General features: G+C 65.2%; 17 protein-coding genes. 5 read left to right on the top strand and 12 right to left on the bottom strand.

Translation table 11 applies throughout. From position 1 onward, the window contains the following. Positions 1-27 precede the first annotated feature (27 nt). The 5 genes from leuC to gloB form a co-directional block, all read right to left on the bottom strand. Entirely contained in the window at positions 28-1,446 is a 1,419-nt protein-coding gene (gene leuC, locus QO014_RS07800; protein WP_266348116.1) for a 3-isopropylmalate dehydratase large subunit, read from the bottom strand. A gap of 263 nt (positions 1,447-1,709) precedes the next feature. Beyond that, the gene (locus QO014_RS07795; RefSeq protein WP_266348115.1) at positions 1,710-2,525 is read right to left on the bottom strand and encodes a class I SAM-dependent methyltransferase; all 816 of its coding nucleotides are present in this window, start codon (positions 2,523-2,525) and stop codon (positions 1,710-1,712) included. A 77-nt stretch (positions 2,526-2,602) separates the two neighbouring features. Then, entirely contained in the window at positions 2,603-2,989 is a 387-nt protein-coding gene (gene rplS, locus QO014_RS07790; RefSeq protein WP_266348114.1) for a 50S ribosomal protein L19, read from the bottom strand. A 154-nt stretch (positions 2,990-3,143) separates the two neighbouring features. Then, complete coding sequence (locus tag QO014_RS07785) at positions 3,144-3,593, bottom strand: cupin domain-containing protein (RefSeq protein WP_266348113.1); 450 nt, start codon at positions 3,591-3,593, stop codon at positions 3,144-3,146. A gap of 8 nt (positions 3,594-3,601) precedes the next feature. Next, entirely contained in the window at positions 3,602-4,372 is a 771-nt protein-coding gene (gene gloB, locus QO014_RS07780) for a hydroxyacylglutathione hydrolase (RefSeq protein ID WP_266348112.1), read from the bottom strand. A gap of 108 nt (positions 4,373-4,480) precedes the next feature. Here gloB and QO014_RS07775 point away from each other — a divergent pair, with 108 nt between their 5' ends. Continuing rightward, the gene (locus tag QO014_RS07775; protein ID WP_266348111.1) at positions 4,481-5,293 is read left to right on the top strand and encodes a class I SAM-dependent methyltransferase; all 813 of its coding nucleotides are present in this window, start codon (positions 4,481-4,483) and stop codon (positions 5,291-5,293) included. 57 nt (positions 5,294-5,350) lie between these two features. Here the strand turns inward: QO014_RS07775 and metW are convergent, their stop codons facing one another. Together metW and metX are read right to left on the bottom strand one after the other, a co-directional pair. Next, positions 5,351-5,977, bottom strand: coding sequence for a methionine biosynthesis protein MetW (gene metW, locus QO014_RS07770; protein ID WP_266348110.1), 627 nt, complete (start codon positions 5,975-5,977; stop codon positions 5,351-5,353). Positions 5,978-5,986: 9 nt separating this feature from the next. Continuing rightward, a complete protein-coding gene (gene metX / locus QO014_RS07765) occupies positions 5,987-7,171 on the bottom strand; it encodes a homoserine O-acetyltransferase MetX (protein WP_266348109.1) in 1,185 nt (394 codons plus the stop codon). Positions 7,172-7,349: 178 nt separating this feature from the next. On the opposite strand from metX, the gene QO014_RS07760 reads away from it, so the two are divergent. The 3 genes from QO014_RS07760 to QO014_RS07750 are packed head-to-tail and all read left to right on the top strand — an operon-like array spanning position 7,350 to position 10,296. Next, the gene (locus QO014_RS07760; RefSeq protein WP_266348108.1) at positions 7,350-8,246 is read left to right on the top strand and encodes a chorismate mutase; all 897 of its coding nucleotides are present in this window, start codon (positions 7,350-7,352) and stop codon (positions 8,244-8,246) included. Further along, entirely contained in the window at positions 8,243-9,367 is a 1,125-nt protein-coding gene (hisC, locus tag QO014_RS07755; RefSeq protein ID WP_266348107.1) for a histidinol-phosphate transaminase, read from the top strand. Before QO014_RS07760 ends, hisC begins: the two co-directional genes overlap by 4 nt. Then, complete coding sequence (locus QO014_RS07750) at positions 9,367-10,296, top strand: prephenate/arogenate dehydrogenase family protein (RefSeq protein ID WP_266348106.1); 930 nt, start codon at positions 9,367-9,369, stop codon at positions 10,294-10,296. The genes hisC and QO014_RS07750 overlap by 1 nt, the downstream gene beginning before the upstream one ends. Positions 10,297-10,310: 14 nt before the next feature. On the opposite strand, the gene QO014_RS07745 is transcribed toward QO014_RS07750, so the two are convergent. Beyond that, positions 10,311-11,441, bottom strand: coding sequence for a DUF2125 domain-containing protein (locus tag QO014_RS07745; RefSeq protein ID WP_266348105.1), 1,131 nt, complete (start codon positions 11,439-11,441; stop codon positions 10,311-10,313). A 71-nt stretch (positions 11,442-11,512) separates the two neighbouring features. Here QO014_RS07745 and QO014_RS07740 point away from each other — a divergent pair, with 71 nt between their 5' ends. Then, entirely contained in the window at positions 11,513-12,034 is a 522-nt protein-coding gene (locus QO014_RS07740; protein WP_266348104.1) for a gamma-glutamylcyclotransferase, read from the top strand. Here QO014_RS07740 and QO014_RS07735 read toward each other — a convergent pair. The 4 genes from QO014_RS07735 to ftsE form a co-directional block, all read right to left on the bottom strand. Continuing rightward, entirely contained in the window at positions 12,031-12,822 is a 792-nt protein-coding gene (locus QO014_RS07735; RefSeq protein WP_266348103.1) for a lysophospholipid acyltransferase family protein, read from the bottom strand. The two genes, QO014_RS07740 and QO014_RS07735, sit on opposite strands and share 4 nt — an antisense overlap. Before the next feature lie 34 nt (positions 12,823-12,856). Beyond that, positions 12,857-13,468 carry a YdcF family protein gene (locus QO014_RS07730; RefSeq protein WP_266348102.1) on the bottom strand — a complete coding sequence of 204 codons (612 nt, stop codon included), beginning with the start codon at positions 13,466-13,468 and terminating at the stop codon, positions 12,857-12,859. Between the two features lie 231 nt (positions 13,469-13,699). Further along, the gene (locus QO014_RS07725) at positions 13,700-14,629 is read right to left on the bottom strand and encodes a cell division protein FtsX (RefSeq protein ID WP_266348101.1); all 930 of its coding nucleotides are present in this window, start codon (positions 14,627-14,629) and stop codon (positions 13,700-13,702) included. Positions 14,630-14,675: 46 nt separating this feature from the next. Beyond that, a complete protein-coding gene (gene ftsE / locus QO014_RS07720; RefSeq protein ID WP_266348100.1) occupies positions 14,676-15,335 on the bottom strand; it encodes a cell division ATP-binding protein FtsE in 660 nt (219 codons plus the stop codon). Between the last annotated feature and the right edge of the window lie 166 nt (positions 15,336-15,501).

Below are 15,501 nucleotides of genomic sequence, written 5' to 3'. Positions count from 1 at the left end.
TCGATCAGGCGATGTCGCCCGGGGCGATCAGCCCCAGTTGCGGATGTCGACGAAGTGGCCGGCGATCGCCGCGGCCGCCGCCATCTGCGGCGAAACGAGATGGGTGCGACCCTTGAAGCCCTGGCGGCCCTCGAAATTGCGGTTCGAGGTCGATGCGCAGCGCTCATGCGGCTTCAGCCGGTCGTCGTTCATGGCGAGGCACATGGAGCAACCCGGCTCACGCCATTCGAAGCCCGCCGCCTTGAAGATCTTGTCGAGACCCTCGGCCTCGGCCTGCTCCTTGACCAGGCCCGATCCGGGCACGACCATCGCATTGACGCCCTCGCGAACCGTCTTGCCACCGATCATGGCGGCAGCGGCGCGCAGGTCTTCGATGCGGCCATTGGTGCAGGAGCCGATGAAGACGCGCTCGATCGGGATGTCGACCATCTTCGTGCCGGGCTTCAGGCCCATATAGTCGAGCGCGCGCCACTTCGACGAACGCTTATTCTCATCGGCGATGTCGTCCGGATTGGGCACGACACCGGTGATGGCGATGACGTCCTCGGGCGAAGAACCCCAGGTGACGATCGGCGGCAGGCTCGCGGCATCGAGACGGACATGCGTGTCGAAATGCGCGCCTTCGTCCGAATGCAGCTTTTCCCAATAGCGCATCGCAGCGTCCCAGTTCGCGCCCGACGGCGCCTTGGGACGGCCCTTGATATATTCGAACGTCTTCTCGTCCGGCGCGATCAGGCCAGCGCGGGCGCCACCTTCGATCGACATGTTGCAGACCGTCATGCGGCCTTCCATGGACAGCGCGCGGATGGCCTCGCCAGCATATTCCATGACGTGGCCGGTGCCGCCGGCCGTGCCGATCTCGCCGATGATGGCGAGGATGATGTCCTTGGCCGTCACGCCGGCCGGCGCGACGCCGTCCACCGTGATCAGCATGTTCTTGGCCTTCTTCTGGATCAGCGTCTGCGTGGCGAGCACATGCTCGACCTCCGACGTGCCGATGCCATGCGCCAGCGCGCCGAAAGCGCCGTGGGTCGAGGTGTGGCTGTCGCCGCAGACGATGGTCATGCCCGGCAAGGTGAAGCCCTGCTCGGGGCCGACAATGTGGACGATGCCCTGGCGATGATCGAGCTCGGAATAATACTCGACGCCGAAATCGGCGGCATTCTCGGCCAGCGTCGCGACCTGCAGCGCCGATTCCGGGTTCTCGATGCCGTGCGTGCGGTCGGTCGTCGGCACATTGTGATCGACGACGGCCAGCGTCTTCGCCGGCTGGTGCACCTTGCGGCCGGCAATGCGCAGGCCCTCGAAGGCCTGCGGACTCGTCACTTCATGCACGAGGTGACGATCGACATAGAGGATGGCGGTGCCGTCCTCGGTCTGCTCGACGACGTGGTCGTCCCAGATCTTGTCGTAGAGGGTACGGGGTTTTTCCTGCGAAGCGGTCATGGCGTCTTCTTCCTAAGGATCGGATATCGGATGAGGGGGATCGATCGGGGCCATCGCCCCGTCAAAGTCGATCCTGTCCCCGATCCTCGGTCGCCTGCAGCCGGGCGAAGAAACGCCAGGGCAACCGCGCATGATCCGTCAAGGCCGCGAAATTCGCGGTCGTCGGCAAATGGCAGCTGGTGATGAGCGACTTGTTCATAGGGGTTCTAAATAGCAGCGCCCGCATCGGCGGACAATGTGTTCGTTGATGCGATCAGGGCGGCTCAACCCGTTCTGGTGGCCTGCAGCGAAAGCGCGAGCGGCATGCGGGGCACACCCGGCGGAAGGCGGAACATGCGCTCGCCCGCGTCCACCATCATCGGGTACAGCTTGAATGGCAGCGTCTCATGCTCGCGCAGCCAATCGAGCCGCATGCCCGCCTCGAGCAGCGCGCCGATCACGTCGGAAAGGCCGCGCATCCATTCATAGGTGACGTCGGTGACGAGCGGCGTCTGGTCCCCGGTATAGGTCGTCTTGGAATCGAAGCGCTGCGGGCTTTCGCGCGCCGAGCGCCAGTCATAGCGCGCACGGATCGATCCCTCGATCTCCTCATGCTGCATGACGGAGGGGTTGCTGTCGGCGAAATAGAGCCGGCCGCCGGGTTTCAGGACGCCGGCGATCGCCCGTGCCCAGGCACGAATATCGTCCAGCCAGGTGATGGTACCCCAGCTGGTGAACACCATGTCGAAACCCGATCCGATGAGCTCGGGCGCGTCATAGACTTCACCCTCGACGAAATCCGCCTTGATCCCGGAGCGCTCGGACAATGTACGAGCCTGCGCGATGGCGTTCGGCGAGAAGTCGAGGCCCGTCGCGACGGCGCCGCGGCGCGCGAGGCAGAGCGTGTCGATGCCGATATGGCACTGGAAGTGTGCGAGTTTCAGCCCGGCAATATCGCCGATCTCGCGCTTCTCGATCGGATAGAGAACGTCCTCGCCCGCCAGAAAGGCGTCGATGGCATAGAAACCGGTGCGGTCCTGCGCGTGAATATCGGCGCGCTCGTCCCAGTTCTTGCGATTGCTGAGTTTGAAGGCATCCATGATCGGACATCCCAAAGAAAAAGGCGGATCGATGCGACCCGCCTTCAAACCGTCCAGCCTTTTCAGAAAGGCGAGGTTCAGACCTTCGCCTTGTCCTTGCGGGGCTCGGTCTTTTCGACGATACGGGCCGACTTGCCGCGACGATCGCGGAGGTAATAAAGCTTGGCGCGACGAACCTTGCCGCGACGGATAACCTCGATCGAGTCGATCAGCGGGGTGTAGACCGGGAAGACGCGCTCGACGCCTTCGCCATAGGAAATCTTGCGGACGGTGAAGCTCTCATTGAGGCCGCCACCCGAACGGGCGATGCAGACGCCTTCATAGGCCTGAACGCGCGAACGCGTGCCTTCGACGACCTTCACGTTCACCTTGACGGTGTCGCCGGGGCCGAACTCGGGAACGGCGCGCATCGCCGCAACCTTCTCGAGCTGCTCTTTCTCGAGTTCTTCGATGATATTGGTCATTGACCTGACTCCTGCCGATGCGGCCCTGTTTCGGGCTGCGAGCGTTTCGGTGCGCTGTTTTCAGTTGGTTTCCCTGCCGTCTGCAGACCGCATGGGATGCGCGCATTTACATGAAGACGCAGCCAAAGTCCACGCTTTGCGCCGATATTTCTCATCAACGCCCCTCGGGTGTCCGGTCTTGCGGCGTCCAGCCGGGCGGGGCGAGCTCGAAACCCTCGAAGCGAAAGCCGGGCGCCACCGTGCATCCGACCAGAGTCCAGTCGCCGAGACTCGCCGCCGCCTGCCACCAGCCAAGCGGCACGATGCCCTGTGGTCTCTCACCCGCCACGAGGTCGGGCCCGATCATGAGCGTCTCGCTCGTCGCACCGGTTTCGGAAAGTCCGAGCGCGAGCGGCGCACCGGCATAATAGTGCCAGGTCTCGATCGCATCGACCCGATGCCAATGCGACGGGGCGCCGCCCTTCAGCAGGAAATAGATCGCCGTCGAGGCAGGCCGGCCGTCATAGAGTGCGCTGTCGCGAAAGGTCTGGCGATAGAAGCCACCCTCGGGGTGCGGCTGCAGGTCGAGGATGCGGATGATGTCGTCGGCGCTGGTCACAAGCATCTCCCCGCTTACTTGAACACGTCCTTGGCGAGACGGATCGCGGCGAAGACCTCGGCCGGGGTGCCGTTCGGCAGGTTCATCGAGGCGCGCAGCTCGGGCGTATCGGCGCGCAGATAGGGATTGGTTGCGCGCTCGATTGCGACATTGGTCGGGATGGTCGGCTTGCCGGCGGCTCGCAGCGCCTTGATCTCGCCCCCGCGTGCGATCAACGCCTCGTTGGTCGGATCGACGGTCAAGCAGAAGCGGAGGTTCGATTCCGTATATTCGTGTCCGACATAGAGCTGTGTCTCAGCCGGCAGCGCGCCGACCTTCGAGACGGATTCATACATCTGATCGAGCGTGCCTTCGAAGACGCGGCCACAGCCGAGGGCAAACAGCGTGTCGGCGACGAAGGCGACCGCATCATTCTCGAAATAATAGACGATGTGCCCGAGCGTGTGGCCGGGCGTCGCGATGATCTTGACGGGATGGCCGGCGAAATCGATCACGTCGCCATCGCGCACCGTCTTGTCGATGCCGGGGATCTTGTCGGCTTCATCGGCCGGGCCGGTGATCGTCGCGCCGGTTGCGGCCTTCACTTCCAGATTGCCCTGGACGTGGTCGACATGGTGATGCGTCGTGAAGATGTCCGAGAGCGTCCAGCCCTTTTCCTTCAGCGCGCCGAGCACTGCGGACGCTTCGGGCGCGTCAATCGAGGCGGTGCGGCCGGAAACAGGATCATGAACCAGCACGCCGTAATTGTCGGAGAGGCAGGGAAAGAGATAGATGTCGAGGGCCATGTCGAACTCCGCAGCGCTGCGATGATGGGGCGGGTGCCAGCGAGGCTGGCGCCGCTCGGATTCGTTTCCTAACATTCGAGAGCCGATATCGACAGGGGAGCGGAGAATTTGGAAGAGGGCCGCACCATATCGCCCGACGTCGTCGACCTCCGTTCCTTTTATGCGGAGCGGATCGGCGTGGTCGCGCGCGGGCTGATCGCGGCCAAGCTTGCGGAGCACTGGCCGGCCACGACCAATGACCGGGTGCTCGGCATCGGCTATGCGACGCCCTATCTCGAACCCTTTGCCGCGAAATCCGAGCGCGTGCTCGCCTTCATGCCGGCGGCGCAGGGCGTCATGAACTGGTCGGCCGATGGCGGCAATCTGGCCGCGCTCGTCAACGACGACGCCCTGCCGCTTCCCGACGCGTCGATCGATCGTATCTTCGTCATCCACTGCCTGGAGACGACGGCCAATGTCCGCGATCTCCTGCGCGAACTCTGGCGTGTCCTCGTCCCCGGCGGGCGGCTGATCGTGGTCGTGCCCAACCGCCGCGGCATCTGGGCTCGCGTCGAGCGCACGCCTTTCGGCTATGGGCGGCCGTTCTCGCGCGGACAAATCGCAAGCCTCTTGCGCGAGACGCAGTTCAGCGAAGTCGCCTGGTCGGGCGCGCTGTTCGCGCCGCCGATCTCGAACCGGCTGTTCCTCAGGAGCGGAAAGGGTTGGGACAAGATCGGCGCCATCCTCTGGCCCGCCTTCCCCGGCGTCCTCATCGTCGAGGCGACCAAGCTGATCTATCAAGGCCTGCCTGCCCGCCGCACCAGTCGCCGCAGCATGCCGGTCCTGCAGCCCGCGTTGATCCCGGCCGGAGGGCGAAGCGCGAGAGACCTGCGCAATGATAGCTCGGTCGTGTTCGGCGTGGAGCGTGTCCGCGAGCCATAGTGGCGCCTCTCCTCGCAGCGTGGGGAGTTGAGCGACCGCGCGCGGTGACGTGGTGGTTCAGCGCCTCAGCACGAACACCGCCTGCTGGCCGAACAGGTTCCAGAACCACCAGGGAGCGTTCAGCGTCATGCGCTGGCCGCCGGCATTGAGCGCGACCGCCTTTTCGATCTTCGCGTCCACCTCGTGGCAGAGCGCGACGAAGTCGCGGATCGTGCAGAAATGGATGTTCGGCGTGTCATACCAGCTATAGGGCAGGTTCTCCGTCACCGGCATGCGACCCTTGAAGCCGAGCGAGGTGCGGACCGTCCAGTGGCCGAAATTCGGGAACGAAATGATCGCCCGCCGGCCGATGCGCAGCATCTCGCCGAGCACGGCCTTGGGATTGCGCGTCGCCTGGATGGTCTGGCTCAGGATGACATAGTCGAAGCTGTCGTCGGGATAGTCGACCAGATCCGTGTCGGCATCGCCCTGGATGACGGACAGGCCGCGCGCCAGGCATTCGTTGACGCCCTGATAGGACAGTTCGATGCCGCGACCATCGACGTCGCGGGTATCCTCGATGAGCTTCAAGAGTTCGCCATCGCCGCAGCCGACGTCGAGGACGCGAGCGCCGCGCTCGACGAGTTCGGCGATGAGCAGCAGGTCGACGCGGTTGGAGAGACTGCCGGTTACAGGCTCGGTCATCGCTCTCTCCTATTGCCAGCGCGCGGCTGCGGCGGAGGACAGGAAGCCACGCACGCTGGCGAACATGACTGGCTCGTCGAGCAGAAACGCGTCATGGCCGCGATCGGTCTCGACTTCGACGAAGGAGACGCTCGCGCCGGCCGCATTCAGGGCGCGCACCACGGCCTTGCTCTCCGTGGTCGGGAACAGCCAGTCGGAGGTGAACGAAATGATGCAGAAGCGCGTCTTCGTGCCCAGGAAGGCGTTGGCGAGTCGACCGCCATGGTCGGCGGCGAGGTCGAAATAATCCATCGCCCGCGTCACATAGAGATAGGAATTGGCGTCGAAGCGCTCGACGAAGGAAAGGCCCTGGTGGCGCAGATAGGATTCGACCTGGAAATCGGCGTCGAAGCCGAAGGCGATCTTGTCCCGGTCCTGCAGGTTGCGGCCGAATTTCTTGTGCAGACCCTCGTCGGACATATAGGTGATGTGCGCCGCCATGCGCGCGACCGCGAGGCCCTTGCGCGGGCTCGCGCCGACGCTCAGATAGCGCCCGCCATGCCAGTCGGGATCGGCCATGATCGCCTGGCGGCCGACCTCGTGGAAGGCAATGTTCTGCGAGGAATGGCGCGGGCCGGTCGCGATCGGCAGAGCCGCGAAGACACGCTCCGGATAGGCCGCCGCCCATTGCAGCACCTGCATGCCGCCCATGGAGCCGCCCGCCACGCAGAAGAGCTGGTCGATACCGAGCGCATCGACTAGCATGGCCTGGGCGCGCACCATGTCGGGAATGGTGATCAGCGGCAGGTCGAGGCCGTAAGGCTGGCCCGTCGCCGGATTGGTCGAGGCGGCGCCGGTCGTTCCCATGCAGCCACCGACGACGTTGGTGCAGATGACGAAAAAGCGGTTGGTGTCGATCGGCTTGCCGGGGCCGACCATGGTCTCCCACCAGCCGGGCTTCCCCGTGACCGGATTGACGCTCGCCACATGCTGGTCGCCGGTCAGCGCGTGGCAGACGAGCACGCCATTGGAGCGATCCGCATTGAGCTCGCCATAGGTCTGGTAGCCGATCTGGAGATTGTCGATCTTGGCGCCCGAATCGAGGACCAGCGGGTGGTCGGGGCCGAAGCGCATGACGAGGCTCGACGGGGTATCGGCTTCGCTTCGCGCCTGGCTGGCGCCATCAAGGGGGGCTGGGTGCCGCAGTGTCGTCATGTCGGTTCAGGACCGCTAGGAAATGGGCGACTAGCTAGGGTCGGGGCCTCGGAGCTGTCAATGTTTTCTTTGGTTTGACAGTTTTCTTTGATTTCACCTTTGGGCTTGCCTATGAATCGGCGCCCGCTGGCTCGCTCACATGCCGGCTTTCTGTTTTCCCGCCCAAGAGCGTTTGAGCATGGCTTCGACCGAGATGCCCCGGACCCCAGAACCAGGCCAAGCGAATGAGGCCGATGCCAGGACGCTGGCCGAAATCCGCGCCACCATCGATCGGCTCGATGCCGAGATGCATGGCCATCTGATCGAGCGCGGCCGGGCGATCGGAACGTTGATCAAGGTCAAGGGCACGAGCCGTCCAGGCGCCGCCTTCCGCCCGGGCCGTGAGGCCGACATGATGCGCCGGCTCGTTGCCCGCCATCAGGGCGCGCTGCCGCTCTGGACGGTCGAGCATATCTGGCGCGAAATCATCACGACGTTCACCCGCATGCAGGCGTCGTTCGATGTCGCCTATGATGCAGGGGCGAATGGCGATCAGATGCGCGATACCGCGCGCTTCCTGTTCGGCTTCACTGTAGCGCTCCATCGCCAGCCCGATGCGCTCTCGACGATCAATCACATTCGCGAGAGCGGCACGGATCTCGGTCTTGTCGCGCTCGAGCAGCCGGCCTCGGCCGGTGCCTGGTGGCGGGCGCTCGGCCGCCCCGCCGGCCCCCGAATCATGGCGCTCTCGCCCTTCATCGAGATTGCCGGCCGCCCGGCCGATCATCCCGCTCTGGTGATCGCACCTGAACTCGCGGATCCGACCCCGCCCGATCTGGAGCTCTTCGCCGTCACCATGCTCGGTGTCGATCCGGCACCCGTCATCGGGGCGGCCGGGGGCACCGTGCTTGCCCGGGTGCACCGTGAATTGATGGTGGCTGTGCCGCGCGGTACGCAGCTTGCCGCGCTTTCGGCCCGTGCCGGCCTCGATGATATTGCGCGCGTTGGCGCGCTTTCACGCGGCATTGCGGTCGGCGACGTCGCCGTCAATCCGGTTCTCTACCAGCGCCTCGACGAGGCGGGAGCTTTGAAATGACCAAGCCGTCCGACACGAAGCCGATCGATCGGCCGGTTCCGCGCGCCGGGGTTCTCGATATCGCCGCCTATGTGCCTGGCAAATCCAAGGCAACGGGTGGCACGAAGCTCTACAAGCTCTCCTCGAACGAAACACCGCTCGGGCCGAGCCCGAAGGCGATCGAGGCTTATCGCGCCGCTGCCGACAACCTTGAGTTCTACCCGGATGGAAGCGCCTCGGCGCTACGCGCCGCGATTGCCGAGGCACATGGGATCAAGGCCGAACGCATCATCTGTGGCGCCGGGTCGGACGAGATCCTGAACCTGATCGCGCACGCCTATATCGGGCCGGGCGACGAGGCGATCTACACGCAGCACGGCTTCCTCGTCTACCCGATCGCGATCCGCGCTTCGGGCGGAATCCCGGTCGTGGCGCCTGAAAAGGACTTCACGACCTATGTCGATGCCATCATCGATCGGGTCAGCGAGAAGACGCGCGTGGTGTTCGTCGCGAACCCCAACAATCCGACGGGCACCTATGTGCCGTTCAGCGAGATCCGCCGCCTGCATGCGGCGCTGCCGCCGCGCGTGCTGCTGGTGCTGGACGCGGCCTATGCCGAATATGTGCGCCGCAACGACTATGAGAGCGGCATCGAATTGGTCGGGCAGTCGTCCAACGTCGTGATGGCGCGGACCTTTTCGAAGATCCATGGCCTTGCCGCGCTCAGGATCGGCTGGATGTATGGCCCGCCCGAGGTCGTCGACGCGCTCAATCGCATCCGTGGACCGTTCAATGTCTCGGCGCCGGCTATCGCAGCCGGTGCGGCCGCTCTGTCCGACCGGGCCCATGTCGAGAGCGCCGTCGCTCACAATGAGGAATGGCTGCCGCGCGTGACATATGCTCTGGAGGGTCTCGGCCTTCAGGTCACGCCCAGCGTCGCCAATTTCGTGCTGATTCACTTTCCGGGCACGAAGGGCAAGACGGCGGCCGAGGCGGACGACTATCTGCTGTCGCACGGTATCGTGTTGCGCCGGGTCGCGAGCTATGGCCTGCCGGATGCCCTGCGCATGACGATCGGCACGGCCGAGGCCAATGAGGCGACGATCGCGGCGCTGCGCCATTTCATGCACGGCGCCGGCTGATGGCGGATCCACTGTTTCCGCGCCTTGCGCTGATCGGCATCGGGCTGATCGGCGCCTCGATTGCGCTGGCGGCGCGCCGTGCCGGCGTGGTGGGCGAGATCGCGATCCACACGCGCAGCCCGGCAACGTTGAAGCGGGCCGAGGAACTCGGTCTCGGCGACGTCTATTGCTCGACGGCCGTCGAAGCCGTGAAGGATGCCGATTGCGTCATCGTTTGCGTCCCCGTTGGCGCCTGCGAGGGCGTCGCGATCGAGATCGGGCCGCATCTGAAGACCGGTGCCGTCATATCCGATGTCGGCTCGGTCAAGGCCGCGGTGATCCGCGCCATGGCGCCGCATCTGCCGCCGACCGTGCATTTCATTCCCGGCCACCCGCTGGCGGGCACCGAGCATTCGGGCCCGGATGCGGGCTTCGCCGAACTGTTCCAGAACCGTTGGACCGTGCTCACGCCGGCGCCGGACGTCGATTCCGAGGCCGTCGCGCGGTTCACGGCCTTCTGGCGGGCGCTCGGTGCCAATGTCGAGGCGATGTCGGCCGAGCACCATGATCTCGTGCTTGCGATCACCAGCCATCTGCCACATCTGATCGCCTACAATATCGTCGGCACGGCCGCGGACCTCGAATCGGGCCTGCGCTCTGAAGTGCTGAAGTTCTCGGCCTCCGGCTTCCGCGACTTCACGCGCATCGCGGCCTCCGATCCGACCATGTGGCGCGACGTCTTCCTGAACAACAAGGACGCCGTGCTCGAGATGCTGGGCCGGTTCAACGAGGACCTGGCGCTCCTGACCCGCGCGATCCGCAATGGCGACGGCGATACGCTGTTCGACCTGTTCACCCGCACGCGCGCCATCCGCCGCTCGATCATCGCCATCGGCCAGGATACGGCGGCTCCGGATTTCGGCCGGCGCGACCACAAGCCGGCGGAATAGGACGCCTTTCGTCTTCAGCCCTCGGCGGTTTTCGCGAGCTTCAGTGGCGGGATCGTGCCGAGCGGGATGAAGCCGACCGTGGCGCGGCCATCCTTGATGGTGACCGTCGTCTCGCGCCAGGTCTTGCCGTCGACCGTGACGGGCTTCAGGAAGGCGGCGAGCGGCCCGATGATGCGGGCGACCTGGTCGCGATGGCCCGGCCGGATCGCCTCGATGAGATCAGGAAGCTTGTCGAGCTGATCGACGCGGACGGCAACGCGGCCGGAGACAAGACCGTCGGGTGAGACAGTCAGATCGCCAGAGGCGACAGCCATGAAGCCGCCGACATCCACGCCCAGCCGATCGAGCTTGACCTCGCCGCCGGCAGCGAGCCAGGCCGCGACGGGATCGACCGTCTCGTCGCGATGGGCCGGCAGGGCGCCGGGCAGGATGGCATGGACATCGCCGTTCAGCGTCGGCAGGGCAGGCGCTCCGGGAAGCATCGCGGCCAGACCCTGCGCCGTCGACCAGATTTCGAGCGCGGTGGCGTCGCCGTCAGCCTGAAGCAGATGCAGTTCGCCGTGCTTGGCCTTCAGATCAGTCGCTGCGATGAGCTTGTCCGGGCTTTCGAGCGAGATATCGAGATCGTCGACGACGCCCGAGAAGCGCTTCAGCCGGCCGGACAGGCCGACGCGCAGACTGGCCTTGGCGGCGCTCCATTCGGCATTGACGCCGAGGCCGTCATGCAGGCGGAGCACGAGCGGGCCTTGTGCCGCGGCGAGCAGATGGGTTGGATTATAGGCGAGCGCAATGGCCTCGACGGCACTGACCCGAGCCGATAGCCCGCTGTCCGGCAAAGTGATGGCGGCGGGCGTGCAGTTCAGCACGAAACGGAATGGAAAGCCGCTGATGCGCTCGCTTTCGCAGGCGAACGACCCGCCCTGATCGGCGACATCCTGCTGGATCGCAGCAAGGCGGCCCTCGGCATAATGGCGAATCGCGAACCAGCCCGCACTCCAGAGCGCTACAAGAAGCAGCGCCGCCAGGATGATGAGCTGAAAGCGCCGGCGCGCGGGCTTTGCTGGTGGCGCTTCGGTCGGATCGGCCTTGGGCGCGTGGTCCATATCCGTTGCGATCGGCTCGTCCGGTTCCGCCGGTGTCGTCATCCGCTTAACTCCGTTGAACTTGCCGTCCCGCGCTGTTACGCGAGAGCGCTGCCGTTCCGGGGACGTCACTCATGTCCGATTTCTGGGTTTTTGGCTATGGCTCGCTGATGTGGCGGCCGGGGTTTCCCTATGTGGAAACGCGCCCCGCCCATCTTCACGGCGAGCATCGCGCGCTCTGCGTCCTTTCCTTCGTCCATCGGGGGACACGGGAACATCCTGGCCTCGTATTGGGGCTCGATCGAGGCGGTTCCTGCCGGGGGGCCGCGTTCCGTGTCGCCGATGAGGATCGAGATACCGTGCTGGCCTATCTGCGCGAGCGCGAACTGGTGACGAACGTCTATCTGGAGGTCGAGCGCAACATTCGGCTCGAAGGTCCGGAGCGTCGTTACGTCAAGGCGCTGACCTATGTCGTCGATCGCGAACATGAGCAATATGCCGGAATGTTGAGCCGCGAGGCGGTGCTCGAGCGGGTGCGCGACAGCGTCGGCGTATCGGGGCGGAACCGTGACTATGTCACCGCGACTGCCGAACATCTTGCCGGCGCCGGCATTCGCGATTCGCTGCTTTCCTGGCTGGCGGAGGAACTGCGCTAGGCTGTTCCGGCCACGGCGAGCGCGGAGATGCGCGTCTGCGCTTCGGCCGGGATAGGCGGCGGATTGGTGCTCGCGGCTGCCTCGGCCATCAGGTGGTCGGTCGCGGGTTCGATCCGTGCGATCAGGGTCGAGAGGAACGTCTTCGAATCGAGCCCGGGCTGGATCGGGTCGAGCACTTCAATGATGATCGTGCCGGGATAGCGCAGGAAGCTGCGGCGGGGCCAGTAGAGCCCGGCATTGAGCGCGATCGGCACCACAGGAACCTTGAGTTCGCGGTAGAGGTGGATGATGCCGAATTTGTAGTCTGGCGGGGCACCGGCAGGCCGGCGCGTGCCTTCGGGGAAGAGAATCACCTGCCGGCCGGCTGCAGCGGCCGCCTTCGAATCGGCCGCAAGCTTGCGGAGCGCTTTCGAGCCGCCTGCGCGATCGACCGGAATCATGCCGGCCTTCCATGTGTACCAGCCGAAGAGCGGAATCAGCATCAGCTGCCGCTTCATGACGAAGGTCGGATCGCTGAGCAGCGGGAAGAGCGCCATCGTCTCAAAAGCCGACTGGTGCTTGGGCGCGATCAGCGCACCGCCCTTGGGCAGCTTCTCCAGCCCCCGCACCTCGATCTTCGTGCCTGCGACGACGCCAAGCGCCCACATGGACGCGCCGGTCCAGAATTTGACGACCGCTATGGCCGCGCGGTGCGGCAGGAAGAAGAAGAAGGGCAGGGTGACGATCAGGATCGCCGCCATGATCAGGTAGAAGACGATCTGGTAGGCGAGCGAGCGAATGATGAGCATGATGGGGCTCTGCGTCGGCGTCGGAACAACGGCGTCAGCGCAAAACCTCGTTCGTCGTCGCGGTGGCGGCAGCAGTCGATTCGGTGCTGCGCGCGCTCCGCGGCGCCTTGAAGGCAAGCCGCGCACGAGCGACCGTATACTTCACGTATTCGCTCAGGAGAAGCTTTACCGAGCTTGGATGACGCCACCAGCGGTCCATATCGAGCTGCGGGTTCCTGACCGGATAGGGGATGAGTTCGACATCGGGCATGGCGCCATGGAGTTCGGCCATGCTGCGCGGCATGTGATAGTCGCTCGTGACGACGATCAACGAATGGAAGCCGCGCCGTTCGACCCACGCGCGGGCCTCGTCGGCATTGCCGATCGTGTCGCGCGCGGAGTGCCCGAGCTCGACGCGCTGGTCGAGCGAAGCGCGGTAGCTGGCCTCGACGGCCGTGGCGATGTCGCGGCGTCCGACCGACGGGTTGACGCCCGATATCAGCAGCCTTTCGGCACGATTGTCGGCCAGCAGCGCCAGTGCGCCGTCGATTCGGGCCGTGCCACCCGTCAGCGCAACAATCCCTTCGGCCCGCACGTCGCCCGGCTCGGCGAAATGCGACACCTGCCGCTCGAAGCGGAGGAAATCGATGCCGAGGAGAGCGATCATCAGCAGCGCGAGGAAGCTAAGGCCGCGACGCAGCCTGCCGTGGCGCGGATTCCTGCCCGTTGCGCGGGCCGCACCGCTCCGCCCGCCGGGGAGGGCGGGGTCGCCAAAAGTGAGCTGGGAACGGGCAGCATCCATCATCCAATCAAGATGGTAGCAGAATAAGGCCATGGCTTGGCAAGAAGATCGCGTAGCGGCGCGTCAGGGCGGCGGCTCGTTCTCGGCAGGGTGGTCTCATTCGATCGAGGCGAGGTGCCGGTAGACGGTGAGGCGCGAGGTAATCGCCGTCATGATCGCGATCAGGATCGCGATGGCGAGCGCGCCGAGATAGCCGGTCGGGCCGATGGCGAAGCGACCGAACAGCGCCGAGACCTGGTCTCCCTCGGGCGTCGCGACCGAGCGACCGATGAAGAAGCTCAGGACCGCGAAGAGGATGGTCGCGCCGGCAGCGCCACAGAGCCCGCCCTTGAGGCCCAGGAGCAGGAAATGACGCTGGAATTCGCGGGCCGTGAAGCTCGCCTCGGCGCCGACATAATGGAGCACCGCCACGATATCGCGATTGGACGCCATCGCGCCGCGCGTGGCGAAGACGACCGAGAGCACCGTCGCGACAAAGACAAGTGCCAGGATGGAGAATCCGATGATGACGGTTGCGTTCGCCATCGTCTTCAGCCGGTCGGTCCAACTGCGATGGTCATCGAGGCTCGCGCCTTTGACGCCCTGCTGCAATTGGGCGGAAAGCGCCGCGAGGTCGACACCGTCCGGATCGGACAGTTCCACGACGATCAGGCGCGGAATCGGCAGGTCGCTCATGTCGAGGCCGCTGCCGAGCCAGGGCTCGAGCAGCTGCGCATTCTCCCAGCTCGACAGCGCCCGAGCGCTCGCCACGCCGGGCACGGCCGTCGCGATCGCTGATGCCTTGGCGGCTTCAGCATCCGTATCGACGCCTTCGACGGGCCGAACCTGGATCGTGATCTCGCGGACGATGTCGGACTGCCAGTCGAGCGAGGCGTCGCGCACGAGCGATACCGCGCCCAGCGTCAGGCAGGCGAGGAAGCTCATGATCGCGACGACGATCGTGAGCGATCGGCCGGCAATCGACTGGGCGGGAACGATCGGGCCGGGGCCAGCCGACTTCTGGCCCCTGCGCGACCTCGCCGGCATCAGGCCGCCTGCCATCCGGCCGAAAGACGTTGTCGTCGATCGCTTGTCAGTCATAGATCGACAATCGTCCTTCATGGAGCACGAGACGGCGCGCGTCGAACTGGTTCATGAGCCCGATGTCATGGGTGGCGATGACGACCGACGTGCCGAGGCGGTTCAGCTCGACGAAGAGGCGGAGCAGGCGCTTGGCGAGCGGCGGATCGACATTGCCCGTCGGTTCGTCGGCAAGCAGGATTTCCGGCTGGCCGATCAGCGCGCGCGCGATCGCGGCGCGCTGTTTCTCGCCCCCGGAAAGAACCGGCGGCAAGGCCTGAACCCGGTCGCCGAGGCCAACCCATTTCAAGAGCTCTATCACATCGGCCCGATAGCTCGCCTCTTCACGGCCGAGCACGCGCAGTGGCAGCGCGACATTCTCGAAGGTCGTCAGATGGTCGAGCAGGCGGAAATCCTGGAAGACGACGCCGATACGGCGCCTGAGCGACGGCAGCTCGGTCTTGGGGAGGCTCGCCACGTCACGATCAAAGACGGTGATCAGGCCGCGAGTCGGCTTCAGCGACAGGAACAGAAGGCGCAGGAGGGTCGACTTGCCGGCACCGGAAGGGCCGGTCAGGAACTGGAAGGATTTCGGCGCGATCTGGAACGAGAGGTCGCGCAGGACCTCGGCTCCCATTCCGTAGCGCAAGCCGACATTTTCGAAGCGGATCACCTGATCGTCCCTGTTTCCGCCCTCATCAGCCCCTCGTGACCGGGATCCACCGATCCGGTCCGGTCGTGCCGGATGGCGGGTCCCGCCGTTTCGTTTACCATGTCAGCATCGGCGTTAACGATTTGCCAATACTCCGCGGTTCATGACGTGGAAATGCCATTCGATC

The sequence above is a fragment of the Kaistia dalseonensis genome (assembly GCF_030814715.1).
Lineage (GTDB): Bacteria > Pseudomonadota > Alphaproteobacteria > Rhizobiales > Kaistiaceae > Kaistia > Kaistia dalseonensis.
Note: the sequence above shows the minus strand (reverse complement) of the source record. Positions and strands in the feature narration are given on the sequence as shown.

What these genes read in the sequence shown, in the direction of transcription:
- metX (WP_266348109.1), bottom strand. Translation starts at nt 7,171, where the DNA reads ATGACGACACTGCGGCACCCAGCCCCCCTTGATGGCGCCAGCCAGGCG.
- QO014_RS07750 (WP_266348106.1), top strand. Translation starts at nt 9,367, where the DNA reads ATGGCGGATCCACTGTTTCCGCGCCTTGCGCTGATCGGCATCGGGCTG.
- QO014_RS07795 (WP_266348115.1), bottom strand. Translation starts at nt 2,525, where the DNA reads ATGGATGCCTTCAAACTCAGCAATCGCAAGAACTGGGACGAGCGCGCC.
- rplS (WP_266348114.1), bottom strand. Translation starts at nt 2,989, where the DNA reads ATGACCAATATCATCGAAGAACTCGAGAAAGAGCAGCTCGAGAAGGTT.
- gloB (WP_266348112.1), bottom strand. Translation starts at nt 4,372, where the DNA reads ATGGCCCTCGACATCTATCTCTTTCCCTGCCTCTCCGACAATTACGGC.
- QO014_RS07740 (WP_266348104.1), top strand. Translation starts at nt 11,513, where the DNA reads ATGTCCGATTTCTGGGTTTTTGGCTATGGCTCGCTGATGTGGCGGCCG.
- QO014_RS07730 (WP_266348102.1), bottom strand. Translation starts at nt 13,468, where the DNA reads ATGATCGCTCTCCTCGGCATCGATTTCCTCCGCTTCGAGCGGCAGGTG.
- QO014_RS07735 (WP_266348103.1), bottom strand. Translation starts at nt 12,822, where the DNA reads ATGCTCATCATTCGCTCGCTCGCCTACCAGATCGTCTTCTACCTGATC.
- hisC (WP_266348107.1), top strand. Translation starts at nt 8,243, where the DNA reads ATGACCAAGCCGTCCGACACGAAGCCGATCGATCGGCCGGTTCCGCGC.
- leuC (WP_266348116.1), bottom strand. Translation starts at nt 1,446, where the DNA reads ATGACCGCTTCGCAGGAAAAACCCCGTACCCTCTACGACAAGATCTGG.
- QO014_RS07785 (WP_266348113.1), bottom strand. Translation starts at nt 3,593, where the DNA reads ATGCTTGTGACCAGCGCCGACGACATCATCCGCATCCTCGACCTGCAG.
- QO014_RS07760 (WP_266348108.1), top strand. Translation starts at nt 7,350, where the DNA reads ATGGCTTCGACCGAGATGCCCCGGACCCCAGAACCAGGCCAAGCGAAT.
- QO014_RS07745 (WP_266348105.1), bottom strand. Translation starts at nt 11,441, where the DNA reads ATGACGACACCGGCGGAACCGGACGAGCCGATCGCAACGGATATGGAC.
- QO014_RS07725 (WP_266348101.1), bottom strand. Translation starts at nt 14,629, where the DNA reads ATGCCGGCGAGGTCGCGCAGGGGCCAGAAGTCGGCTGGCCCCGGCCCG.
- metW (WP_266348110.1), bottom strand. Translation starts at nt 5,977, where the DNA reads ATGACCGAGCCTGTAACCGGCAGTCTCTCCAACCGCGTCGACCTGCTG.